The sequence below is a fragment of the Streptomyces sp. NPDC047974 genome, from assembly GCF_040653375.1.
GTDB lineage: Bacteria > Actinomycetota > Actinomycetes > Streptomycetales > Streptomycetaceae > Streptomyces.
In genome coordinates this window covers 48,070-71,034 of record NZ_JBEZNU010000034.1, presented here as the reverse complement: position 1 = coordinate 71,034, position 22,965 = coordinate 48,070, and the positions used below count along the sequence as shown (strand labels likewise).

Genomic DNA, 22,965 nt, shown 5'->3' with positions numbered 1-22,965 from the left:
CAGCGGCATCTGCAGAAGGGCTTCGACCGTGTTCCAGTCGGTGGCAGGCGGGCTTGTGGGGGGTGGCACGAGTCGGGTCAGGGCGGCGAGGCTGGGCACAGGATTCCTTGGCGGCGTCGCTGTTGCTGCTGCTGAGCGTGGGCCGGGTTGGTCAGGATGGTTTCGACGGGCGTGCCGTCGCTCTTCTTGATGGCGTTGTCGTTCTTGTCGAACGCTTCGAGCTGAATGTACTTGGGCGCGGAGTCCTGTCAGCGGTCAAGTAATTCCCCACGATCTTCATGATCAGCGTCACGTAATTCCTCGCCTGGGCTGAGGCCGTGACGGGCCGCCCGACGGCTGAGTATGCGGCTGGTCCGGTCGGTCAAGGGCGCCTTCGGCGGCGCTCCGCGCTGGCGTTGCGGCCACCCTGGACAGCCCTGACCAGCCTGAACGACGGTCTGGCTATCGGGCGGCCCGGGAACTGGCGCCCCCTGGGGATCTCGACGCACGGTCACCGTCCCCATGGCCACGACGGCTACGGCGTCAGCGTCCTCCTGGCCCATTACGTGACGTTCGGGGTGGGGAATTGGCTGACTGTCGACACATGGTCCTCGTCGTTGCTACCTCAGCGCGGCGGGGGCGTCCGGTGAGAGGTCTGGCCGGAGTTCGCCCCCCTCTCCATCCGCTCAACTACCGAAGACCGCTGCTTCCCGCCTCCCTCCCACCACACGTTGAGAGGAAGCGGGGCCAAAGTACGTCTGCCGGTACGCCTTTGACTACGACGAGGTCGTGGCCGTGAACCGGCGCTCTCTCCTTTGTTGCACATCGGCAAGCCGCCGGCCAGGGAGATTGCCTTTCCGGCCGGACGAGAGGGCCATTCATTAGATTGGGAAGGGAGGAGCTGCCTAGCCGAAGCGGCCCGCTGCTTGCGGCGGAGAGCCTGCCCCTGGTCCGCCCCGAACTGGCGATCCTCCGTGCCCTGTCCGGCCCCGGTCGGCCTCCGGCCGATCGGATCAGCGCCGCACTGGGAGCTCGGACGTGGAGATCGATCACAGACCTCCGGCCGATCTCTGGGGACATGCTGTCCCTTCGATCCTCAGGAGTGCCACACATGCCCCTCGATCCCTATGTTGTTGCCGTGCTGGTGGTGCTGTGCACCGCGATTATCTGTGCGGCGGTTGTCTACGTGGTGGCGCTGCTGCGCGCCGACCGGTCCAACATCACGTCTGTCGTCCGGGCTCTTCCGGAGTTGGCCGCGACGCTCGGGCGGCGTCGGCGCCGTTGATCGCCAGGGCCGCGCGTGCTGTCCGTGGAGCCGCGGGTATCGGCCCCTGCGGTACGTCATGGACGACCTGCCCGGCCACTGCTCCCTGCCCGCGCGGGGATGGTCCCATGAGCTCAAGCACGCGGGCCGTGGGCCGGTACTGCTCCCCGCGTGCGCGGGGATGGACCCGTGGTCCGTTTGCCCTCGATCGCGCGGTACGAGCTGCTGCCCGCGCTCGTGGGGATGGTCCCGAGGACGTCATGCCGGCGGCGTGCGGTCTCCTCTGCTCACACTCGTAGGACGAGCTCGCGGCGATGTTTCTGCTCCCGCATCCGAGGGGCGGTCCCGTGACCGGCCTCGGCGGCCTGGACGCCATCCGCTGCTTCCCGCACCTGACTACGAAGAGATGCCAGTGGGTCGGTGCCTGGGCCGTGGCGAACAGCGTCGAGATGTCCTACACGCCGGCCGACAGCTCCTGGCTCAACCGCATCGAGGCCCAGTTCACCGCGCTGCGCTACTTCACCCTCGACGGCACCGACCACGCCAGCCACAAGGAGCAGGGCAGCATGATCCGCCGCTACATCATCTGGCGAAACCGCCACGCCGCCGACCAGCGACTACGCGCGGTCGTCGACCGGGCCAACACGGCCTGATCCGGCGCTACACGCCGGTCGTGCCATCGACGCGTTCCCGGACCAGGTCGGCGTGGCCGTTGTGGCGGGCGTACTCCTCGATCATATGGACGTAGATCCAGCGAAGGCTGACGTCCTGCTCCATGAAGCGCCCCGTATCGGTCAGAGCACGCTCGGCACAGTTCTCACGGGCGCGGGCGATCTCCGCCTGCCAGGTGGCGAGGGCGTCGCCCAGGGTGGAGCCCTCAGCCACATCGAAACCACCGTCGGGACCATCCGGATCGGCCTGCGGGTCGTAGATAGGCGGAGCCTGTTCACCAGTGAACACGCGGCGGAACCAATTCCGCTCAACCTCCGCCATGTGCTGGACCAGGCCGGTCAATGTGAAGCCGGACGGCGGCACGGACGCCGTGGCGGCCTGCTCATCGTCCAGCCCCTCGCACTTCATGGCCAGTGTGGTGCGGTGAAAGTCAAGCCAGCTTTCAAGCGTCGTGCGCTCGTCGGCGTTCAGGGGCGGCATAGGGCGATCGACGGCACTCATCGGTTGATTATCGCCAGCGGCCGAAGCCGTCGACAGGCGGGGCCTCACTACAGGGCGAACGTTGCCTGATGCGGCATTAGGGTGCGTATGGGATCGTGATCGATCTGCAATTTTTTTCTGCGTGGCGGGGCCTGGAAAGGTGGACCTTCTTGGGCGCCAACTCGGCCGCGACAAGGGGCCTGTACGACCTCGGGGTGTGGGCCGGGCGCATCCGGTCATCGTCGATGACGTCCCTGCCGGCCTCGAAAGGTGTCCGGGGTCCTTTCACGCCTTGCGGTAGAGGGCGGTGAGCAGTTCGATCACGGTTGGGGCCGCCGGATGGGGGTCGTCCCGCCACCAGGCCAGCCGCACCGCGACCGGCTCGGCGTCGCGTACCGGGCGGTACACCACGCCGGGCCTGCGGTACTGGCTGGCGGTGGCCTCCGCGCTCATGCCCATGCGGCGGCCGGTGGAGATCGCGGTGAGCCAGTCGTCCACGTCGTACGTCTCCTCCGTCGCGGGGCGGGACTCAGGCGGCCACAGCTCCGGTGTCGTGGTACCGGTGCGCCGGTCGATCAGCAGCGTGTGGCCGCTCAGGTCCGCCAGACGCAGCGACCGGCGCCTGGCCAGCGGGTCGTCGGCGGCCATCGCGCACAGCCGCCGTTCGAGCCCCACGATCGCCGAGTCGAAGCGGCGGTCCTCCAGCGGTCTGCGCAGCACGGCCAGGTCGCATGAACCCTCCGCCAGCCCGGCGGTCGCGGAGTTGACTCGGACCATGTGCAGCTCGGTCCCCGGATGCGCCGCCGCCCACCGGCGCTGGAAGGCCGGGGTGTGACGGCCGAGGGCGGACCAGGCGTAACCGATCCGCAGGACGTGCTGCCCCGCCGTCGTGTCCCGGACCAGCTCGTCCGCCGCCGCGAGCACCCGCCGCGCGTGCGTCACCACGCGCGCCCCGGTGCCTGTCGGGGTCACCGACCGGGAGGTGCGCCGCAGCAGCCGTACGCCGAGCGCTCGTTCGAGTGAGGCCAGGGTCCGAGAGACGGCAGCCTGCGAGACGCCGAGCGCCAGCGCGGCGTCGGTGAAGGTGCCTTCGTCGACGATCGCGACGAGACAGCGCAGCTGCCGAAGTTCCACATCCATGACTCTAGCGTATAGATCTGATGCGCACATGCATTTTGTGCAAGGACGGTCCGGCGCCACCATCGGCCCATGCAAACAGCCCCGGCCGGACCTGCCCCGGCGACGCGCACCGAGCAGACGCACCGCACCTCCCCGGCCGGTGTGGCCGCCATGCTCGGCAGCGGCCTGTCCAACCAGATCGGCGCCGCGACCGGCTCCCTCGCCTTTCCCGTCCTCGGACCCGTCGGGGTCGTAGCGGTCCGCCAGTACGTCGCCGCCGCCGTGCTGCTGGCCGTCGGCCGGCCCGCGCTGCGGAGCTTCACCTGGCGGCAGTGGCGGCCCGTCATCCTGCTCGCGGTCGTCTTCGGCACGATGAACCTCTCCCTCTACACCGCCATCGACCGCGTCGGCCTCGGGCTCGCCGTGACCCTTGAGTTCCTCGGCCCGCTCGCCATCGCCCTGGCCGCCACCCGCCGCCGGGTGGACGTGCTGTGCGCCGTCATAGCGGCGGCCGGGGTCGTCACCCTGATGCGCCCGCAGCCCTCCACCGACTACGTCGGGATGGGCTTCGGCCTGCTCGGGGCCGTCTGCTGGGCGGCGTACATCCTGCTCAACCGCACGGTCGGCGGCCGCGTCCCCGGCGCGCAGGGCAGTGCGGCAGCCGCGCTGCTGTCCGCCCTGATGTTTCTGCCGGTCGGGCTCTACGTCGTGCTGCGCCACCCGCCGACAGCCGCGTCCCTCGGGTACGCCGTCGTCGCCGGCGTCCTCGCCTCGGCCGTGCCGTACCTGGTGGACCTGTTCACGCTGCGCCACGTGCCGACCGCCGCCTTCGGCCTGTTCATGAGCGTCAACCCCGTGCTCGCGGCCCTGGTCGGCTGGATCGGCCTCGGACAGGCCCTCGGCTGGACCGAAGGGGCCGCCATTGGAGCCGTCGTCGGCGCCAACGTCCTCAGCATCCTCACCTCGCGCCGCTGACTCTCCGGAGCCGTCGTCGACCCGCCCGCCACCATGCTCGGGTTGCTGTCGCTCGGCAAGGCGATGACGTTCGGCTTCGCAGACTCGGCGGTCCCCGAGCTGAGCCGAACCGGTCGTTGGTACGCCTCCCCTGTGCACCGCACCCCAGTGTGGGCACAGTGCGTTGTGTGCGAGCCGATCGGCCGGGATCCGGCCGTCCCAGACGACGAAGGCACCCCCAGCGATCAAGGCGTCGCGTGCAGGTCCGCATGCCGGGGTCTGCTCGCCAGGCATTCAGGCGAGGCCGTCTCGAGTCACGCTGTGGCCCTGACGCCGCTGCGACGCTCGCCTGCTCACACATGCACGAACGAGGACTCTCCCCGCGAGCCGTTAGGCCGTGTGTCGAAAGTGGATCTTGAGTTGTGAATGATCTCGGCTCATGGGTCGGGGAGATCTCACGGACGAGCAGCGGGCGGCGCTGGAGCCGTTGCTGCCGAAGGGAACGAGGGCGGGACGGCCGCCGGTCTGGCCTCGGCGGCAGTTGATCGACGGCATACGGTTCCGGGTCCGGACCGGTGTTCCCTGGTGGGACGTCCCCGTTGGGTACGGGCCGTGGGGCCGGGTCTACGACCTGTTTCGCCGATGGCAGCGGCACGACACCTGGCACCGGATCCTCACTCGGCTTCAGTCCCTGGCCGATGCGAGGGGCGCGATCACATGGGACCTGAGCGCCGAATCCGCGGTGTGCCGCGCTCATCAGCATGCGGCCGGGGCCCGCAAGCAGGACGACCTGCAGAAGGAACCGCCGGGCGGCGTGTTCACCGAGCCCGGTGATCACGGGCTGGGACGCTCACGCGGCGGGTTCACCACCAAGCTGCACCTCGCCGTCGAGCAGGGCCAAAAGCCCATGTCGATCGTGATCACGGCCGGGCAGCGCGGGGACTCACCGCAGTCCGAGCCCGTGCTGGAGAAGGTCCGCGTGCCTTGCATCGGGCCGGGTCGGCCGCGTGTCCGCCCCGATCGAGTGCGGGCTGACAAGGCGTACGCCTCCCGCAAGAACCGCGCCTCCCTGCGCCGCCGCGGGATCCGCTGCGCCATCCCCGACAAGGCCGACCAGGCCCGCAACCGTCAGAAGCTCGGCTCTCGCGGCGGCCGGCCGCCGCACTTCGATCCGGCCGACCACCGAGAGCGTCATGCGGTCGAGTGCGGGATCAACCGACTCAAGAGGAACCGCGCCGTCGCCACGCGCTACGACAAGCCGGCGGTCCGCTACGAGGCGACCGTGCTGGTCGCAGCGATCAACGAATGGCTAGGACCCTGTCTCGCGCGTCATCACGTAGGTGTTCCCGATATCGGGATCGCCGTAGAAGAAGAACAGCTTCAGCTCGTCGTGCTGGTCGCGGTCCACGTAGAAGGACCACGCGTATGTCGATGGGGGTTCAGGAGTCGAGGCGTCAGTGGCCGTCGCGGGGGAGCGGCTCTCCACTTGGGTCCGGGCTGTCAGCATGAGTCGGACGACCTGTCCGCCGTCGGCGTCGGTCAGTTTCCAGGTTCCCGTACCCGAGAGGCGCCAGCCGTCCTCGAAGTCGAAGTCCTGCCCGTCGAGCTTTTCGAGAAGAGCCGTTCCGTCTTTGCGAAGCATCACGCGGGTCCCCTCGACGTTTTCCCAGCCCCCGGCGACTTCGGCCGCCGTGGTGTCGTGGACCCCTGTTCCTTCGTAGTACTGATAGGGGCCGGCGCACGCCGTCAGAGCAGCCAGCACCACCATCAAGCCACCGAGGGCCGCTCCCCACGCACGCAGCCTGCTTCCGCCCGCCATCAGGACCTCCCACCCTGAGCCTGCATCGGCCAACCGATGGGAGTGGCCGTGGAGAGATACCTTGCCAGATTCATTGAACGCGTTCAACTCTGGCTGAAGAGGTGACGCGTACCCCCACGGCTCGCGCATCCAGTGCTGCTCGTAGCCACCGATGGGCACCATGAACAGCGTTTTCGATACACGGCTCAGGACTCGCTCGCTCCGGAGCCGGACCAGACGGCGAGGTCGCCTCCAGGCAGTGATGTGATGAGCCATCCTGTTGGACCCGTGACCTGCCGTCCTTCGAAGGACCGATCGGGCGAGCAGGTCAGGTGGTGGCCTGTGTCGAAAACGAGACGTAGGGTGCCGGACTTGAACGCGACCGCCGACAGGGCCTTCGCTCCGAAGAGTGCGAGGGCTGCTGCTACGTCCTGCGATTCTGGGTTCAGGAGCACGGACGGGTTGGTGTGGGGTGTGTCGTCGGAGAGGTCGACGGGTGCTTCCAGCGTGACTTCCCCGAGCGAGTCGAGCCCCAGGACGAGTCGGAAGTCCACGGTGACCTGCGTGACGCTCGTCCCGTGAAGGTCTATGACCCACCGGTCCTCGTGTTCGACGGGCTGTCTTCAGTGCTCATCGGTGCACCTTGGCCTATCTGGCAGTCGAGGGCGGTGGGATTTCCCGTGCCTGGGCGGCGTGGCTGGAACTAGGGTCAGGCTGTGGACGAGCAGATCACCATCAACCTCACTCCTGATGAGGCCCTGGTCCTGTCGGACTGGCTGGAGCGAGTGCAGATGACGGACCTCAGCCGTCTTGTGGATGATGCAGCAGTGTGGGCTCTGATCCACCGGCTCGCGGGAACGCTGGACAAGGCCCTCCCCGGAGTCTTTGCAGCGGACTACTCGGAGCGTCTTGAGGCGGCGCGTCGCCGACTTCGCGCCCCGGTGGACGATGACGGTGGGCCGTCTCACCCGGGCGACTAGGTTCGCTGAGACAGAAGCCCGGACGACCTGGTTCGCTGAGACAGAAGCCCGGACGACCTGGTTCGCTGAGAGTGCGACTCGATTCAGTGAGACGGGACAGCATCGGCTGTGTCCTGTGCCACCGGACCTTGACGGGGTGTCACTGGAGTTTGGTCACTGTGTGGTTCGTGCCGTCGGACCTTTGACGACCCGGGTCAGTCCGTATGCGGGCCAGTGGGGGCTCCTGGCTGCTTGGACGTTCCGGGCTCGCGGAGTCTCTCGGGGCGAACTGCTCGGAGATGTTGTTCCACATGAAGCAGTCCTGCCAGTCCGGTGCCGTACCGGCCCAGCCGAGTAGGGCCCCGAGGACCTTTTCCTGGGAGATCGTCTGTGTCTGGAAGTGCAGCTCGCGCACGCCGTCCCGGTATTCGAGCTGGAAGGTGTTGTTCTCGCGGAGCAGGACCTGGATGTACCAGCTTCCGGGCCGTCCCGTGTCCAGCCGCTCCAGGACCAGGTGAGCGTTCCCGCGCTGCAGATCGGCCAGCATCTTCCCGATGGCCGGCTTGGAGGGCCGCTTCACTACGTGGCCGCGTTCGTTGGTCGCAATCAGCATGGCCCGATGATTCAGCAAGGTTCTGACACCGCTCAGCGGATCCCCGACCCGGTCCCGTCCTGGTTCGATGACGCAGGCCGGGGCTGGCCGGGGGTTTTCTCGTCCGGCCCCGGTCCGTGCGGCGGGCAGACCTCCATCGCCCCGGCGCCGCACTCCCCGCGGCTGCTCCCCTGGATGTGTGGGGATGGTCCCGGGACCGGCCGGCCCGGACCCCGCGTCTGCTTGGCACGACAGGCTGTCGAGCAGTACACGGCATCGGGCCGCGCTTTTCGGCCTCTGCCGTTCACCGCAGCCCCCGCATTCCCGTTCTCCGGCCCGCCCGGAAGGCTCGGGCATCACGCCGGTGTGGGTCCCCGCCGGCGCAGACCGCGTCGAGCGCAAGGTCCCCGCTGGCGGCGTCGTCATGGTCGTCCGTCCCCGGTTCCGTGTCGGTCGCATCTACGCCGGCGAGTTCGCCTCCGTCCATGTCGAGGGCACCTGCTTCGGTGTCTTTCTCAACGGCGCCGGCCTCGTAGTCCACTGCCGTAAGAATCAACACTCCGTCACCTGCTTCAGGGCCAAGGTCCATGCACCGGAGCTCTGACGCGGTGTCGCCTATCGCTTGAGACCTTCGACGATGTCCCGAGGTCAACCTGTCATCAAAGGGCCGACCTCATACGACAGTGCTCACGGCAATCCCGGTCCCCTGTGCTCTCCGCCCACGGGTGGCTTTGTTGTCCCTTTGCGGGGTCGGCGTGGACCACGTCGAGGACGACGAGGCATCGCCGGTGGGCAGTCATACCGGGTCCGGTAGGTTCATGAGTGCGAGTTTGCCCGGGTCGACCACGGCGGTGATCTCGGTGATGCGGCCGTCGGTGACGGTGAAGGCGAGCAGGGACAGGGGGGTGCCGTTCTCGTTCCAGGCGATGACGCCGGGTCGCCCGTTGACGGTCGCCGGATGTCCGTGTGCCGCGCCGCCGGCCACTCGGGCGCGGCTGGCGACCTCGGTGGCCCCGATCGTGACGAACCGTCCGGCGGGGGTGTGGACGGTGAACTCCACCTCGGGGTGGAGAACTGCCAGCAGCCGCTCGAACCGGCCCTCGCGGGCCGCGGTCAAGAACGCCGCGACCACCTCGCGTTGCTGCTGTCGGTCGCTTGCGGGCTGCCGGCCGGCCTGCACCTTCCGGCGGGCGCGACTGGTGAGCATCTTGGTCGCGTCGGCGGACCTGCCGAGGATGGTGCCGATCTCCCCGTGGGGCACGGCGAACACGTCGTGCAGCACGAATGCCAGACGCTCGTCGGGGCGCAGCGAGTCCAGGACCGTCAGCAGCGCCAGGCCCACCGAGTCGCCCAGTGCCACAGACTCTTCCGGAGTCGGGCCATCGTCGAGCGTCACGGTGAGTTCGGGCACCTGGTCGTCGAGGGAGATGGTCGGGCGCGTGCGGCCCGAGCGTAGGAGATCGAGGCTGATGCGGCCGACCACCGTGGTCAGCCAGCCGCCGAGATTGTCGATGGCGTCGGCGTCCTGGCGGGACAGCCGCAGCCACGCCTCCTGGACCGCGTCGTCCGCGTCGGCGTGCGAGCCGAGCACGCGGTAGGCAACGGCTGTGAGCCGGTCGCGGTGCGCCTCGAAGGCCTCGGCGATCGGATCGGCGGGATGCGCGCCGGACATGGTGTTACCTCCCTGGAAGCTGCTCCGTCATAGGGGTGACGGGCACCAGCCCCGCAAGGTAACCCCGACCAAGGAGAGCACCCTGCCATGCAGAACCGACTGAAGAACAAGAACACCGACAACCCCGACGTGTGGAAGGCGGTCGGGCACCTGCAGAAGGCGATCGCCGCCGGGGGCGTCGACCCGAAGCTGCTCGCGCTGGTCCACCTGCGCGCCAGCCAGATCAACGGCTGCTCGGCATGCGTCTACGCCAGTGTCGCCGGGGGGAAGAAGGCCGGTGACACCGACGAACGGCTGCACAACGTAGCGGCGTGGCGTGAGGCACCGTTCTACACCGATGCGGAGCGCGCGGCACTGGCGCTGACCGAAGCCGCCACCCGACTGCAGGACGGTGCGCAGGGAGTCACCGACGAGATCTGGGAAGAGGCCAACGCCCACTTCACCGAGGAGGAGATCGGCGCGATCAACCTGGAGATCGCACTGACCAACTTCTTCAACAGGATCAACCGCACCATCAAGGAACCGGCCGGCCAGACCTGGGGCTGAGCCCAGCGCAGCTCTACCCACGGACCGCATAGTGGTGAGTGAGCTCGAGTGACCTGGCACGGGTGGTGAGGCCGCCTGACCGTAGCTGCCCGCGCCGGGGTCGTCACCGCGCAGCGGGCTGAAGCCGACGTCCCGCCGGGCTGCTTCCCAAGCCCGCGGGGATGGCCCTCAGAACGGCAAGCGGTGGCCATGAGCCCACGCTGCTCCCTTGCACGCGGAGACCCCCCCATCGGTGAACACCGTCCGGCCTCTGCAGGAACGGTTTCGCCCAGCCGGCGAGGTCCCGCGCCTGTTGGAGCGACCTCGTGCGTGTCGGGACAGGCAGGCCCGCCCGTATCGGTCCGGCCGTTGTCGACGGCCCTGCGAGGGGGGTCTCCTCCAGCATCGAGACGTCCGCGGGACTCCACCGCCGGTGCCGACCGCCGGCGCGGACGGCGGGTCCGATCCCGTACCACCGGTCCCAGGAACGCACGGTGGTGGGGGAGACCCCCAGTCGCCGGGCCACGGCGCCGGTCGTCATCCCATGGGCGGTGCCGTACATGCTCACCACCTTACGATGCGGAAACGATGCGAGCTGGGGGACCGCGTCAGGACCGCCACGCCTCGGCGGCCGTGGGAAGACGGGTGGCCACCTCGTCCGCCAGCCGCTCGAACTCCCCGCGCACGAACGGCGCGGCCAGCCGGGCGAATCCCTTGAACTTCAGCGAAGCGCGGTACGTCAGCCGCGTGGCCGTTCCCTCCGCGGCGAACCGGAGGTCGTCCAGTGCCGTCACCGTCCTGTTCTCCCCGAGGAACAGCAGCCGGGCGGACTCCCTCAGCACGAGCTCGTACCGCAGGTCCGTCGTGCGGCCCCGGAACCGGGACGTGTTCCGCCACCGCGCACCCGGCCGCACCGGCCCGTCGTCGAGCCGTACGCAGCGGACGGTGCCGGGGTCCCACTCCTCGGTGCGGCCGAAGTCCTCCAGGTACGCCACCACCTCGGCCAAGGGCCTGCGCACCATGATCACCCGCTCCACTCCGATCACCGCGACGGCCTTCCTCCCGTGTTTCCACCGGCGCAAGCGACACCGGCCGGTCACCTGGGATTCCGCCCCGGCGGCCGGTCCGGATGCACCGGACAGCGGGCGACGGCACCAGGGCCGGGTGCGCCGGCGCCCGTGGTCTCTTGACAGGCCCTTCTCGTGCTTTCAAACTCTTCCCAGCACCCCGCGTTAACGTAAACAAGACGAGGCGACGCGCAGCCGTAACACGGCGGCCACCTCCCTCCGCACGGGCCGCGTTGCCCTGACCGGTCACTCCGCATCCACGGGTCCGGTCGGCCCTCGCCTTCGCGTACACCTCCTCTGTATGCATCCACTCGCTTAACCCACCCCCCTCGCAGGCACATCCGGTTCGCCGCGGACGGCACGTCGTCCGTGTCGGATCCGCACAGCAAGAGGCAAGTGATCATGTCGCGTACAAGAACCGGGGCATCGGTGGTCTTCGCCGCTCTGTCCGCTCTCCTCCTGTCCCTCGTCGGCGCCATGGGTACGGCTCATGCCGCGTCGGTGTCCGTCTCCAATGCCACCCAGTTCACCGATCCGGCGGGAAATCCCGTTCACGCTCATGGCGGTGGGGTCGTGAAGGTGGGTGAGTACTACTACTGGTTCGGCGAGGACCGCAATGCCGACAACAGCTTCCGGTACGTGTCGGCCTACCGTTCGACGGACCTGAAGACGTGGGAGTTCCGCAACCACGTCCTCAGTCAGGAGACCGATCCGGAGCTCCAGGGCGCCAACATCGAGCGGCCCAAGGTCATGTACAACGCTTCGACCGGGCAGTTCGTGATGTGGATGCACAAGGAGGGGAGCGCCACGGACTACTCCGAGGCGCGTGCCGCCGTGGCGGTCTCCTCGACCGTCGACGGTGACTACTCCTGGCGCGGCAGTTTCCGTCCGCTGGGTCACATGTCCCGGGACATCACGACCTTCGTCGACACCGACGGCGCGGGATACATGATCTCCGCGGCCAACGAGAACGCCGACCTGCACGTCTACCGTCTCACGGCCGACTACACGGGTATCGCCGCCCAGGTGCAGAAGCTGTGGGCGGGGCAGTCGCGGGAGGCTCCCGCGATGTTCAAGCGCAACGGCGTGTACTTCCTGCTCACCTCCGGTGCCACGGGCTGGGCGCCCAACCAGCAGAAGTACGCCACCGCCACGAGCGTCACCGGCGGCTGGAGCGGCCTGAAGGACGTCGGCAACTCCACCACCTACCGGAGCCAGACGGCCTACGTCCTCCCGGTGCAGGGGACCAGCGGGACGAGCTACCTCTACATGGGTGACCGTTGGGGCAATTCCATGGGCGGCATGGTCCAGGACTCCCAGTACGTCTGGCTTCCGCTGAAGTTCCCCACCAAGACCACCATGACCATGGAGTACTCGCCCACGATCACGATCGACGCCGCCGCCGGCAAGGTCACCGGAATGAACGTGATCTGGGAGACCCTGTCGGTCCGCAGCAGCGGCAAGTGCGCCGACGTCTCCAACTTCGACTCCGCCGACGGTGCCGCGATCGTCCAGTGGGGCTGCGGCGGGGACATCAACCAGCAGTACTGGTTCAAGAACGTCGGCACCAGCGGCTACGTCCAGATCATGGCCCGCAACAGCGGCAAGTGCCTCGAAGTGAGCGGGGCGTCCCTCGAGGACGGCGCGCCGGTCGTCCAGAAGACGTGCGGCTCCGTGAAGTCCCAGCAATGGAAGATCGAGCCGACGGGTGACGCCGGCTACAGCCAGCTGGTCGCCCGACTCGGCGGCAAGTGCCTCGACGTCGCGGACTACTCGTACGCCGACGGCGCCAAGCTTGACCAGTGGACCTGCAACAGCGGGCAGAACCAGCAGTGGATCCGGACCATCGCCTGACGCCGGACCCCTCCGAGTGCCCCTCCACCCTCGCGGTGGAGGGGCACTCGTTCGTGCAGGGGCGACGCCTTCAATTGATTACGAAACCGTAACGGGTCTGAACCAACGGTCGCCGACTGTTCACCTGTGATGAGTTTTGAGTAAGTCTGCTGATTCTCGGCCGGGCCCAGGCTCATCAACGCCCGGCCGAGATGTCCGTGCACCCCAACCACAGTCATTCCAAGGAGCTTTCGTGCGCCTGTCCCGTTCTGTTCGCGCTGCCCTCGCGGGCACCGTCGCGGTAGCCGTGCTGCCGCTTGCCGCCTCCGCCCATGCGGCGAGCACCAAGGAGGGGGCGACCGCCGGCGCCGCCGCGGTCGTCAAGCAGTCCAAGTCGCTGGTGATCGGCATCGACGGCGCGACCTTCGCCAAGTTCGAGAAGGCGAAGATGCCCAGGGTCAAGGGCCTCATGGCGGCCGGCATGACCGCCACCGCCAACCTCTACGCGAACCCGATGGCCCCCACCTCCTCGGGCCCGGGCTGGTCGACCATCGCCACCGGCACCTGGCCCGACAAGCACAAGGTCGTCGACAACAGCTTCACCGGCGCCCGGTACGACCTCTACCCCGACTACGCCACCCGGCTGGAGAGCGCCGACGCCGCGCTCGACACCCTGGTCGTGGGCACCTGGGGCCCGATCCCCACCACCGTCTTCGGGCCCGCCGTCGACACCCGCCTCGGCGGCGTCAGCGACGCGGACACCACCACGACCGCCGTCTCCAAGCTCACGACCACCGACGCGGACGCCACCTTCGTCCACCTCGACGAGGTCGACGGCGCCGGCCACTACTACGGCACCGAGCACCGGGCCTACCTGGCGGCGCTGAACACCGTCGACACCCAGATCGGCCGGATCCTCGACGCTGTCGCCTCCCGTGCCACGTACGCCGACGAGGACTGGCAGATCCTCGTCACCGCCGACCACGGCCACCTGCCCGACGGCGGCCACGGCGGCAACACCCCTTCCGAACGCCAGTCGTTCGTCATCGCCATGGGGACCGGCTTCACCCCGGGGTCGGTGCGCTACGACGTCAAGGTCACCGACATCGCCCCGACCGTCCTCTCCCACTTCGGGGTCACCCCCGACCCGGCGTGGCAGCTCGACGGCGAGCCGATCGGCACCCTCGCGCCCGACGCCTTCGACGCCCTGCGGCCCTCGCTGAGCGCCCGGGTCGACGAGGTCGCCCTGCCTTCCACCCTCAAGGGCTGGACGACCACCGCGCCGAGCGGTTGGACGATCGACAACTCGGCCATGCCCACGGGCGGAGTGACCGAGTGGCGCGGCTGGTCCTTCGCCACCGACGAGTTCTGGAGCAACACCGACCTGGGTCAGGGCCGTGAGACCAACGTCCGGGCGCGCAACGTCTTCGCCGTCGCCGATTCCGACGAGTGGGACGACAAGGCCCACGGCGCCGGACAGTTCGAATCCACCCTCGTCAGCCCGGCCTTCGCCGTGACCGGCGGCGCGACGGCGACCGTCTCGTACGCGACGACCTACAAGGTGGACGGCCCGCAGACCGGAGACGTGTACGTCTCCTTCGACGGCGGTCCCCAGCAGCTCCTGCAGTCCTACCGCGCGGACCGCAACGCCTTCGAGAAGCTCACGGTCACCGTCCCGGCCGGCGCCACCACCGCCCGCCTGTCCTTCCGCTACACGGGCACCAACAGCGCCTTCTGGACGGTCGATCAGGTCACCCTGACCTCCTGACGTCCAGGCGCGCCCAAGAGGCGCGTCAGGTGGTTACGCAACCTTCAATGGTTGCGTAACCATCGTCGTCTCGGCAAGGGAAAATGTCGAGAACTTCCCCTCTTGCCTTCCTGTTCGCAACGGGCCGTGCACGCAAGGAAGCTACGGCCCGGTAAGCCTTGACGCCCCCACTCCGCTACTGCGACGGTTCGTTCGAAAGTGCTCGGGAACCGGTCCGATCATGCAGAACTGAGCATGATCAATGTTCTCAACTGTCCTTTCCGGTGTCGTCGCCGCACTCCTGGCGTGATGCGCGTGTTCAGCCGCGCCCACAGGTGTGCGTCCCTTCCAACGAAGGAGTCATCCATGCGTTCGTCGCGTTGGCGGAGGAGAAACCTCTCCACCCTCGCCGCTCTCGCCCTCGCTCTCGCCACCCCCCTTCCGGGGATGGCGACGGCGACAGCCGCAACAGGTTCGGTCGCCGAGGCCGCCGCCGCCCCGGCCGTCGTACCCCAGCCCGTGTCACAGACGACCCTGACCGGCAGCGGCTTCGCCCTCACCGCGCAGACGTCGGTGAACGTCGTCCCGTCCGGCGATCCCGACGCGGCGGGCGTGGGCACGTACCTCGCCGCGCTGCTCGCACCGGCGACCGGCTACACCCTGCCGGTGACCTCGACGTCCCCGTCGGGGAGCCAGGCCATCGTCCTCGACCCGAACGGCCCGGCCGCCCTCGGTGCCGAGGGCTACACCCTGTCGTCGACCAGCACCGGCGTGACGGTGACCGCGCACGGAGCGCAGGGCCTGTTCCGCGGGGTGCAGACCCTGCGTCAACTGCTGCCGGCGGCCATCGAGTCCACGACGGTCAAACCGGGTCCCTGGACCGTCGCCCCCGTGCAGATCTCGGACACGCCCCGGTACGCCTACCGGGGCGTCATGGTGGACGTGGCCCGGCGCTACTTCCCGATGGCCCAGCTCAAGAAGTACATCGACCAGGCCGCGGCCTACAAGATCAACACGCTGCACCTGCACCTGACGGACGACCAGGGCTGGCGCATCGCGATCGGGGCCATACCGAGCCTCACCACGATCGGCGCGAGCACGCAGAGCGGCTTCACCGGCGGGACCACCTGGTACTACACCGCCGCGGAGTACCAGGAGATCGTTGCCTACGCCAAGTCCCGTTTCATGACCGTCGTCCCTGAGATCGACGGCCCCGGCCACACCAGCGCCGCCCTGGCGTCCGTCGCCAACCTCAACTGCGACAACAAGGCGATCAAGCCGTACTCGGGCTTCGACGTGGGCATCAGCCTCTACTGTCTGAGCGACGCCCAGCACATATCCAACGTCAGCGGCTTCCTCACCACCGTGATCGACACGGTGGCGGCCATGACGCCCGGACCTTACGTCCACCTCGGCGGCGACGAGACCCCGCAGGCCACCTCGACCCAGTACAACGCCTACGTCTCCGCGGCCACCGCGGCCGCGACCGCCAAGGGCAAGACCGTGATGGCCTGGCACCAGCTCGGCCAGTCCACGATCCCCGCGAACAGCATCATGCAGTGGTGGGGCGACGCCGACGACCGGGCCACCATCGGCACCGGCAGTGAGACCGAGGACATCCAGTTCGTCCGCAACGCCGTCCAGCAGAACGCCCGGTTCGTCATGTCCCCCTCCGACCACGCGTACCTCGACATGAAGTACGACTCCTCGACGCCCTACGGCCTGTCCTGGCAGGGCTACGTCCCGCTGAGCAAGGCCTATGACTGGGACCCCACCACCTCGACGGCCAAGCCCAACGGCACCGGCTCCCTCGTCCCGGCCGACAAGATCGCCGGCGTCGAAGCGGCCCTGTGGACCGACCGGGCGTACGCCGGCAGCAACGAGCTGCCCACGTCCACGAGCCAGTTCCCCGAGCCGAACGTCTACGCCGAGCACATGACCTTCCCGCGCCTGCCCGCCATCGCCGAGATCGGCTGGTCGCCCCAGTCCACCCACGACTACACCGACTTCAGCCGCCGCCTGGGCACCCACGGACCGCGCTGGACCGCGGCGGGAATCGGCTACTACGCCGCCCCCGACGTCCCCTGGAGCAGCCCTTCCGGCGGGAACCTCAACGGCGTCCACACCTTCGCCACCGGCGGCCAGGCCCTGGACGTACCCGGCAGCTCCACGTCCCCGGGCACGCGGCTCACGACCTGGGCCCTGCACGGCGGCAACAACCAGAAGTGGACCCTCACCGAGCAGTCGGACGGCTCCTACACCCTGGTCAACGTGGCCTCCGGGCTCTGCGCCGACGTCAGCGGCGGCTCCCTGTCCGCGGGCGCCCCGGTCGTCCAGTGGACGTGCACCGGCGGCACCAACCAGCGGTGGCGGATCACGCCGGTCGCCGGCGGCACCCACACCCTGGCATCGGTCAAGAGCGGACTCCTGCTGACCACCGCCTCGACGGCCAACGGCGCGCTCGTCGCCCAGCAGCCCGACAGCGGATCGGCGCTGCAGCGCTGGACCATCGGCTGACCCACCGGGCCTGACGGCTCGACAGCGAAGAGGGCCCGGCTGCCACCGCAGCCGGGCCCTCCTCGCGTCACACCCCCCGGGTCAGCGCCCGGCGAGGAGGCACAGCAGCCGGGCCACCTCCGCGGCGACCGCCTCACGCGCCGGACCCAGGTACCTGCGCGGGTCGGCGACCGCCGGAGCGGCGTGGAGCTGCTCCCTGACCGTGCGGGTGAAGAGCTGGTTGAGGTGGGTGGAGATGTTCACCTTCGTCATGCCGGCGGCCACGGCCTTCTCGAGGTCCGAGTCGTCGACGCCGGAGGAACCGTGCAGGACGAGAGGGATGTCCAGAGCCTCCTTCAGACGCGTGATGAGGTCGAGGTCGAGCACGGCGTCCCGGATGATCATGGCGTGCGAGCTGCCCACGGCGACGGCGAGCGCGTCCACCGCCGTCGCGGCGGCGAACTCGCGTGCCTCGTCCGGGTCCGTACGGACACCGGGGGCGTGGGCGCCGTCCTTGCCGCCGACCTCGCCGAGCTCCGCCTCCACCCAGACGTCGGCCCGATGGCAGTGCTCGGTGATCGCGCGCGTCGCGTCGACGTTCGCCTGGTACGACAGCTTCGAGGCATCGAACATGACTGAGGTGAAGCCGAGTTCGACGGCTTCCCGGACGAGTTCGGCGGACTCGGCGTGGTCCAGGTGGACCGCCACCGGCACGGTGGCGGCACGGGCGATCTCCAGCGTGGCCAGGGCGAGGGGGGCGAGGGCGCCGTGGTAACGGGCCGTGTTCTCGCTGATCTGCAGGATGACCGGCAGGCCCGCCTGCCGGGCCCCGGCGACGATCGCCTCGGCGTGCTCGATCTGGACGACGTTGAAGGCGCCGACACCGGTGTTCGCGTCGCGGGCGGGCCCGACGATGTCGTCGGTGGGGGTCAGGGGCATGGGAGTTCTCCACGGAGTGGTGACGGATGCAGAGCAGACGGCGTGCGAGGTGGACGGCGGTGTCCACCTCGCACGCCGGGCAGGGGGAGGAGCGTGGGCCTCAGGCTCCGGAGTCCTCGAGGATCACGGAGCGGGTCAGGTTGCGAGGACGGTCCGGGTCGTCACCACGGGCCTCGGCGAGGTGGACGGCGAGGCGCTGGGCCCGGATCAGGTCGGCGAGCGGGTCGAGAGCGCCGGGCTCCTCACCGGACCCGGCGGCGTACAGACCGCCGACGCGGGCGATGTCGTCGGCCAGGCCCTGCGGCGCGGCGCCGAAGAGCCAGACGGCCCGGCCGGGGCCGGTGATGCTGATCGGACCGTGGCGGTACTCCATGGCCGGGTACGCCTCGGTCCAGGCCCCGGCGGCCTCCCGCATCTTGAGTCCGGCTTCGAGGGCGAGGCCGTAGGTCCAGCCGGCGCCGAGGAAGGTGAACTGCTCGGCGCCGCGGACGTCCGGGTCGAGGGGCTCCGCGACGGCACGCTCGGCGTCCTGGACGGCCTGAGCCAGCGGACGTACGCCTGCCGGCAGGGCGTTCTCGGCTTCGAGGTGGGCTCGCAGGAGGGCGAGGACCGTGGTGGCGAACCTGGTCTGGACGACGGACTGTTCGTCCGCGAAGTCGAGGACCGCGACGGCGTCGGCGGCCGCCATGACGGGGGTGGCGGCGTCGGCGGTGATGGCGCCGGTGGGCAGGGACCCCTTCACCCGGGTCAGCAGGTCGAGGACCTCGGTGGTGGTGCCGGAACGGGTGATCGCGAGGATGCGGTCGTAGTTCCGGCCGTGCGGGAACTCGGAGGCGGCGAAGGCGTCGGTCTCGCCGTGTCCGCCCGCTTCGCGCAGTTCCGCGTAGGCGTGGGCCATGAACCAGGAGGTGCCGCAGCCGACGACCGCGACGCGCTCACCCCGGCGCGGCAGGGCGTCCGAGAAGGAGGCGACCGAGGCGGCCGCGCGGCGCCAGGTGTCCGGCTGGGAGTCGATCTCGACGGACGTACGGGAGGTCCGGAAGGTGGTCATGCGATTCCTTGAGGTGCGTAGGGCGGGCTGTGCATGCTTGGTGACGTGCTGGAAGTGCCGTGGTCGGTCGGACGGAGACGTCTGGACACGGCGGCGGTCAGGCGGGTCGTCTCCGTGCCTCACGGGTGACACGGCGGCGCGAGTTCGGCCACGCTGACCTTTTGCCGGAAGTGTGAGTAGACCGAGGGATCGACCTCGCCCGCGGTCGCACAGGGCACGGCTGCGGCCGACAGGGCCACCGCCTCGCGCAGGATGTCCGGCCAGGCCGCGCGGGCCGCGAGACCGGACGCGATCGCAGCGACGCAGGCGTCTCCCGCGCCCGTCGGATTGCCGGAGAGCAACGCGGGAGGAGCGGCCAGCCACGCGCCGTTCGGCGTGGCGGCCCGCAGACCGTCCGGGCCCGCCGACGCCACGACCGTGCGCGCGCCGCGGCGCCGCAGCTCCGTGACGGCGGCCGCCGGATCATCGCACCCCGTCACCTCCGCGAGCTCGGCCGCGTTGGGCTTGATCACATCCGGCCCCGCCTCCAGGGCGGCGGTCAGGGCGGGGCCGGAGGTGTCGAGGACGGTCAGGGCCCCCGCTTCGGCGGCGACCCGGATCAGGACCGCGTAGGCGTCCGGTGGCAGGCCCGGGGGAGTGCTTCCGCTCAGGACGACGACGCTCGCACCTCGGACCGTGGTGGCGTAGTGCGTGACGAAGGCCGCCCATTCCGTGGCGGTCACCTCCGGGCCGAGCCCGTTGAAGACGGTGGCATCACCGTCGTTGCGCGAGACCACGGTGACCGTACGCCGGGACTCGCCCGCCACCGAGACGAAGGAGGCATCGATCCCGGCGGACCGCAGACCGTCGTGGATCAGGCGGCCCGTCGGTCCCCCCACCAGGCCCGTGACGACCGGCGAGTGCCCGAGGAAGGCGAGCACCCGGGCGACGTTGACGCCTTTCCCTCCGGCCCGCTCGTGGGCCGCGAGGACACGGTGGGACGTGCGGGGCCGCAGCTCGGCGACCTCCCAGGTGACGTCGAGGGCGGCGTTGAGCGTGACGGTGACGATCATGGTGTGCGGACTCCTGCGAAAGAAGCGTGTGCGTGGCGGCCCCGCCCCTTCGAGGGCGGCAAGCGGGCGTGGGGTACGGACAGCCAGGGCCAGGGCCGGGGCCATTCGGAGTGATTGATCCTGCGCTCCCTGAGCATAAAACGAGCATGTTCAATCAGTCCAGATGCTTGTATCTGCTGTCGAGCGGACCCGTGCGGGAAGTGGCACAGGGCAGAAAGCGCTCCCCGCGAGCGATGGCGACCTGTCCACCGTGATGCTCGATGCGGGCGCGCTACGATCAACTTCGCGCATGCCGCATCGGTACGACGGCTCCATGCGGGCCGGCGGACCGTCGGGGACTCGGGCGTGCGGTTCGGACGTTTCAGGGGCAGGGAAGGGTTGCGGCACATGTCCAAGCAGGAGCGGTGGAGCAGGTTGCTCGAATTGCTGGCGGTGGAGGGCAGGCTGGACGTGGAACAGGCCGCGGTCGTCGTCGACGTGTCGCCCGCCACCATTCGCCGTGACCTCGACGAACTGGCCGAGCAGCGGCTTCTCGTCCGCACCCGCGGCGGGGCGATCGCGCACGGCGTGTCGTATGAGCTTCCGTTGCGCTACAAGTCCTCCCGCCGGGCTTCCGAGAAGCAGCGCATCGCCAGGGCGGTGGCGGACCTGATGACGGCGGGAGACGTCATCGGTCTCAACGGGGGGACGACGAGCACCGAGGTGGCCCGCGCGCTGGCCCTGCGGACGGGCGGAGGCGCGGGCGATGCGGGAGACGGGCATTCCGGCCCCTTGTACACCGTGGTGACCAACGCGCTGAACATCGCCGGAGAGCTGGCGGTCCGTCCACAGTTCAAGATCGTGGTGACCGGTGGGGTCGCCCGGCCGCAGTCCTACGAGCTGGTGGGGCCGCTGGCGGCAGGGGTGCTGAACGAGGTGGTGCTGGACGTCGCGGTCCTGGGCGCCGACGGCGTGGACCCCAAACTGGGGGTCATGACGCACCAGGAGGACGAGGCCAGCATCAGCAGGCTCTTCGCGGAGCGCGCCCGCAGGGTCGTTCTGGTCGCCGACTCCTCCAAGATGGGCAAGCGCGCCTTCGCCAGGATCTGCGGCCTCGACCGTATCGACTCCGTCGTCACCGACTCGGGGATCGCCCCGGAGATGACGGCCAGGCTCACCGAGGCCGGCATCGAAGTGATCACCGTCTGAGGGCACTCGCCACCGAACACCCCCACACCGCCCCCCGTGCGTCCCAGGACGCACGGGGGGCGGTCTGCTGTCCGGCCCCGGGACCCCCCCACGACGCCCAACATCCGGACGATTCGGCATCGTTCGCGTAACGGCCCCTGGCATCGGAGCCCCATCATCGTGTTTACTTCCACCGCAGCAGATGCTCGTTACTGAGCGAAAACCTGGAATAGCGCCCAGGTTCATGCATGCTCCGAGCTGCTGTCGTTCCTGCACCCCACCGGCCGCACATCGTCCGACGGCCGGTACACACAAAGGCGGTACTGACGATGAACAAGCGGATGTTCGTGGCGGCCTGCACCATAGGCGTGCTCACCCTCACGGCCTGCGGTGGCAAGGACGGCGGCGCCTCGGCGAACGGCGAGGTGACCCTGAAGCTCGTCGCCGCGGACTACGGAGACAAGGCGTCGAACAGCTCGACCGCGTACTGGAACGACGTGGCACAGCGCTTCACCGCCGCCAACCCGAAGATCAAGGTCGACGTCCAGGTCATCAACTGGAACGACATCGACTCCCAGGTGAAGACGATGATCCAGAGCGGCAACGTGCCGGACGTCCTCCAGACGGGCGGCTACGCCGACAAGGTCGCCGACGACCTCCTGTACAAGGCCGACGAGGTGCTGTCGGAGTCCACCCGGAAGAACCTCATCGACAGCTTCGCCAAGGCCGGCGAGGTCGACGGCACGCAGTACGGCATCCCGTTCGTCTCCTCCGCGCGTGCCTTCTTCTACAACAAGACCCTGTTCGCCAAGGCCGGCGTCACCGAGGCGCCCAAGAACTGGGACGAACTCAAGGCCGCCGCGCAGAAGGTCAAGGCCAAGGTCCCCGGCGTCACCCCGTACGCCCTTCCCCTCGGCCCCGAGGAGGCACAGGGCGAGTCCCTGATCTGGGAGCTCGGGAACGGCGGCGGCTACACGGACGCCAAGGGCGGCTACACCCTCGACGCCAAGGCCAACGTCGAGGCGTTCTCCTGGCTGAAGACGAACCTCGTCGGCCCCGGCCTCACCTACGCCAACCCCGCCACCACCGACCGCAAGACCGCCTTCGCCGACTTCGCGGCGGGCAAGACCGCCATGCTCAACGGACACCCCTCGCTGATCCAGATGTCCAAGGACGGGAAGGTCGACTACGGCGTCGCGCCCATCCCCGGCAAGTCCGGAGCCCTGGCGTCCACCCTCGGCGTCGCCGACTGGATGATGGCGTTCAAGGACGGCGGCCACAAGGAAGAGGTCCGCAAGTTCCTCGACTTCGCGTACTCCAAGGAGAACACGCTGAAGTTCGACGAGACGTACAACCTCATGCCGGTCACGAAGGACACGCTCCAGGAGATGACCGCCAACGGCAAGCACAAGGACCTCGAGCCCTTCTTCACACTGCTGCCGAACGCCGTCTTCTACCCGCTGGGCGACACCACCTGGGACGCCGTCTCGGCCGAGATCAAGAAGAGCGGCGGCACCGCCGTGAACGACCCCGCGAAGGTGCTGGGCGAGCTCCAGAAGAAGGCCGAGGCAGCGGTCGCCGACCAGTAGGCCCGCGCCA

The 22,965-nt window shown here is 69.1% G+C and carries 19 protein-coding genes and 3 pseudogenes; 11 read left to right on the top strand and 11 right to left on the bottom strand.

Annotation, left to right across the window (positions count from 1 at the left end; translation table 11 throughout):
• Nucleotides 1–1,090 precede the first annotated feature (1,090 nt).
• Both AB0E19_RS32990 and AB0E19_RS32985 read left to right on the top strand, forming a co-directional pair.
• On the top strand, nucleotides 1,091–1,264 hold the full coding sequence (locus AB0E19_RS32990) for a hypothetical protein (protein WP_362186827.1): 174 nt from the start codon (nucleotides 1,091–1,093) through the stop codon (nucleotides 1,262–1,264).
• A 365-nt stretch (nucleotides 1,265–1,629) separates the two neighbouring features.
• Nucleotides 1,630–1,896 (top strand): annotated as a pseudogene (locus AB0E19_RS32985) (IS630 family transposase); the annotation flags it as partial.
• A 7-nt stretch (nucleotides 1,897–1,903) separates the two neighbouring features.
• On the opposite strand, the gene AB0E19_RS32980 reads toward AB0E19_RS32985, so the two are convergent.
• Both AB0E19_RS32980 and AB0E19_RS32975 read right to left on the bottom strand, forming a co-directional pair.
• Nucleotides 1,904–2,416 (bottom strand): DinB family protein, encoded by a 513-nt coding sequence (locus AB0E19_RS32980; RefSeq protein WP_362186824.1) that lies wholly within the window; start codon nucleotides 2,414–2,416, stop codon nucleotides 1,904–1,906.
• Nucleotides 2,417–2,680: 264 nt separating this feature from the next.
• Nucleotides 2,681–3,535 (bottom strand): LysR family transcriptional regulator, encoded by an 855-nt coding sequence (locus AB0E19_RS32975; RefSeq protein ID WP_362186821.1) that lies wholly within the window; start codon nucleotides 3,533–3,535, stop codon nucleotides 2,681–2,683.
• Between the two features lie 69 nt (nucleotides 3,536–3,604).
• Here AB0E19_RS32975 and AB0E19_RS32970 point away from each other — a divergent pair, with 69 nt between their 5' ends.
• Both AB0E19_RS32970 and AB0E19_RS32965 read left to right on the top strand, forming a co-directional pair.
• Nucleotides 3,605–4,489, top strand: a complete 885-nt coding sequence (locus AB0E19_RS32970; protein ID WP_362186818.1) for an EamA family transporter — start codon at nucleotides 3,605–3,607, stop codon at nucleotides 4,487–4,489.
• A 418-nt stretch (nucleotides 4,490–4,907) separates the two neighbouring features.
• Nucleotides 4,908–5,786: pseudogene (locus AB0E19_RS32965) on the top strand (IS5 family transposase); the annotation flags it as partial.
• Here AB0E19_RS32965 and AB0E19_RS32960 read toward each other — a convergent pair.
• On the bottom strand, nucleotides 5,778–6,449 hold the full coding sequence (locus AB0E19_RS32960; RefSeq protein WP_362186815.1) for a hypothetical protein: 672 nt from the start codon (nucleotides 6,447–6,449) through the stop codon (nucleotides 5,778–5,780). The pseudogene AB0E19_RS32965 and the gene AB0E19_RS32960 sit on opposite strands and share 9 nt — an antisense overlap.
• 23 nt (nucleotides 6,450–6,472) lie before the next feature.
• Nucleotides 6,473–6,856: a DUF6188 family protein gene (locus AB0E19_RS32955; protein ID WP_362186839.1), complete on the bottom strand. Its 384-nt coding sequence runs from the start codon at nucleotides 6,854–6,856 to the stop codon at nucleotides 6,473–6,475.
• A gap of 126 nt (nucleotides 6,857–6,982) precedes the next feature.
• Here AB0E19_RS32955 and AB0E19_RS32950 point away from each other — a divergent pair, with 126 nt between their 5' ends.
• Nucleotides 6,983–7,246 (top strand): hypothetical protein, encoded by a 264-nt coding sequence (locus tag AB0E19_RS32950; protein WP_362186812.1) that lies wholly within the window; start codon nucleotides 6,983–6,985, stop codon nucleotides 7,244–7,246.
• Between the two features lie 139 nt (nucleotides 7,247–7,385).
• On the opposite strand, the gene AB0E19_RS32945 is transcribed toward AB0E19_RS32950, so the two are convergent.
• Nucleotides 7,386–7,838, bottom strand: a complete 453-nt coding sequence (locus tag AB0E19_RS32945) for a hypothetical protein (protein WP_362186809.1) — start codon at nucleotides 7,836–7,838, stop codon at nucleotides 7,386–7,388.
• A 775-nt stretch (nucleotides 7,839–8,613) separates the two neighbouring features.
• A complete protein-coding gene (locus tag AB0E19_RS32940) occupies nucleotides 8,614–9,489 on the bottom strand; it encodes a sigma-70 family RNA polymerase sigma factor (protein ID WP_362186806.1) in 876 nt (291 codons plus the stop codon).
• 87 nt (nucleotides 9,490–9,576) lie between these two features.
• On the opposite strand from AB0E19_RS32940, the gene AB0E19_RS32935 reads away from it, so the two are divergent.
• Entirely contained in the window at nucleotides 9,577–10,035 is a 459-nt protein-coding gene (locus tag AB0E19_RS32935) for a carboxymuconolactone decarboxylase family protein (protein WP_362186803.1), read from the top strand.
• A 376-nt stretch (nucleotides 10,036–10,411) separates the two neighbouring features.
• Here the strand turns inward: AB0E19_RS32935 and AB0E19_RS32930 are convergent.
• A pseudogene (locus AB0E19_RS32930) lies at nucleotides 10,412–10,576 on the bottom strand (MerR family transcriptional regulator); the annotation flags it as partial.
• A gap of 46 nt (nucleotides 10,577–10,622) precedes the next feature.
• Nucleotides 10,623–11,060 (bottom strand): SRPBCC family protein, encoded by a 438-nt coding sequence (locus AB0E19_RS32925; protein ID WP_362186800.1) that lies wholly within the window; start codon nucleotides 11,058–11,060, stop codon nucleotides 10,623–10,625.
• 423 nt (nucleotides 11,061–11,483) lie between these two features.
• Here AB0E19_RS32925 and AB0E19_RS32920 point away from each other — a divergent pair, with 423 nt between their 5' ends.
• The 3 genes from AB0E19_RS32920 (at nucleotide 11,484) to AB0E19_RS32910 (ending at nucleotide 17,178) form a co-directional block, all read left to right on the top strand.
• Nucleotides 11,484–12,935, top strand: coding sequence for an RICIN domain-containing protein (locus AB0E19_RS32920; protein ID WP_362186797.1), 1,452 nt, complete (start codon nucleotides 11,484–11,486; stop codon nucleotides 12,933–12,935).
• Nucleotides 12,936–13,167: 232 nt separating this feature from the next.
• Complete coding sequence (locus AB0E19_RS32915; RefSeq protein ID WP_362186794.1) at nucleotides 13,168–14,682, top strand: alkaline phosphatase family protein; 1,515 nt, start codon at nucleotides 13,168–13,170, stop codon at nucleotides 14,680–14,682.
• Between the two features lie 345 nt (nucleotides 14,683–15,027).
• Nucleotides 15,028–17,178, top strand: a complete 2,151-nt coding sequence (locus AB0E19_RS32910) for a family 20 glycosylhydrolase (RefSeq protein ID WP_362186791.1) — start codon at nucleotides 15,028–15,030, stop codon at nucleotides 17,176–17,178.
• An 81-nt stretch (nucleotides 17,179–17,259) separates the two neighbouring features.
• Here AB0E19_RS32910 and AB0E19_RS32905 read toward each other — a convergent pair whose 3' ends face one another.
• From AB0E19_RS32905 to AB0E19_RS32895, 3 genes are all read right to left on the bottom strand, one after another.
• Nucleotides 17,260–18,096 (bottom strand): ketose-bisphosphate aldolase, encoded by an 837-nt coding sequence (locus AB0E19_RS32905; protein ID WP_362186788.1) that lies wholly within the window; start codon nucleotides 18,094–18,096, stop codon nucleotides 17,260–17,262.
• 100 nt (nucleotides 18,097–18,196) lie between these two features.
• Nucleotides 18,197–19,147 carry a sugar isomerase gene (locus tag AB0E19_RS32900; RefSeq protein ID WP_362186785.1) on the bottom strand — a complete coding sequence of 317 codons (951 nt, stop codon included), beginning with the start codon at nucleotides 19,145–19,147 and terminating at the stop codon, nucleotides 18,197–18,199.
• A gap of 119 nt (nucleotides 19,148–19,266) precedes the next feature.
• Nucleotides 19,267–20,199, bottom strand: a complete 933-nt coding sequence (locus AB0E19_RS32895; protein ID WP_362186782.1) for a 1-phosphofructokinase family hexose kinase — start codon at nucleotides 20,197–20,199, stop codon at nucleotides 19,267–19,269.
• Nucleotides 20,200–20,586: 387 nt separating this feature from the next.
• On the opposite strand from AB0E19_RS32895, the gene AB0E19_RS32890 reads away from it, so the two are divergent.
• Both AB0E19_RS32890 and AB0E19_RS32885 read left to right on the top strand, forming a co-directional pair.
• On the top strand, nucleotides 20,587–21,387 hold the full coding sequence (locus tag AB0E19_RS32890; RefSeq protein ID WP_362186779.1) for a DeoR/GlpR family DNA-binding transcription regulator: 801 nt from the start codon (nucleotides 20,587–20,589) through the stop codon (nucleotides 21,385–21,387).
• Between the two features lie 308 nt (nucleotides 21,388–21,695).
• Nucleotides 21,696–22,955 (top strand): extracellular solute-binding protein, encoded by a 1,260-nt coding sequence (locus AB0E19_RS32885; RefSeq protein WP_362186775.1) that lies wholly within the window; start codon nucleotides 21,696–21,698, stop codon nucleotides 22,953–22,955.
• Nucleotides 22,956–22,965 lie beyond the last annotated feature (10 nt).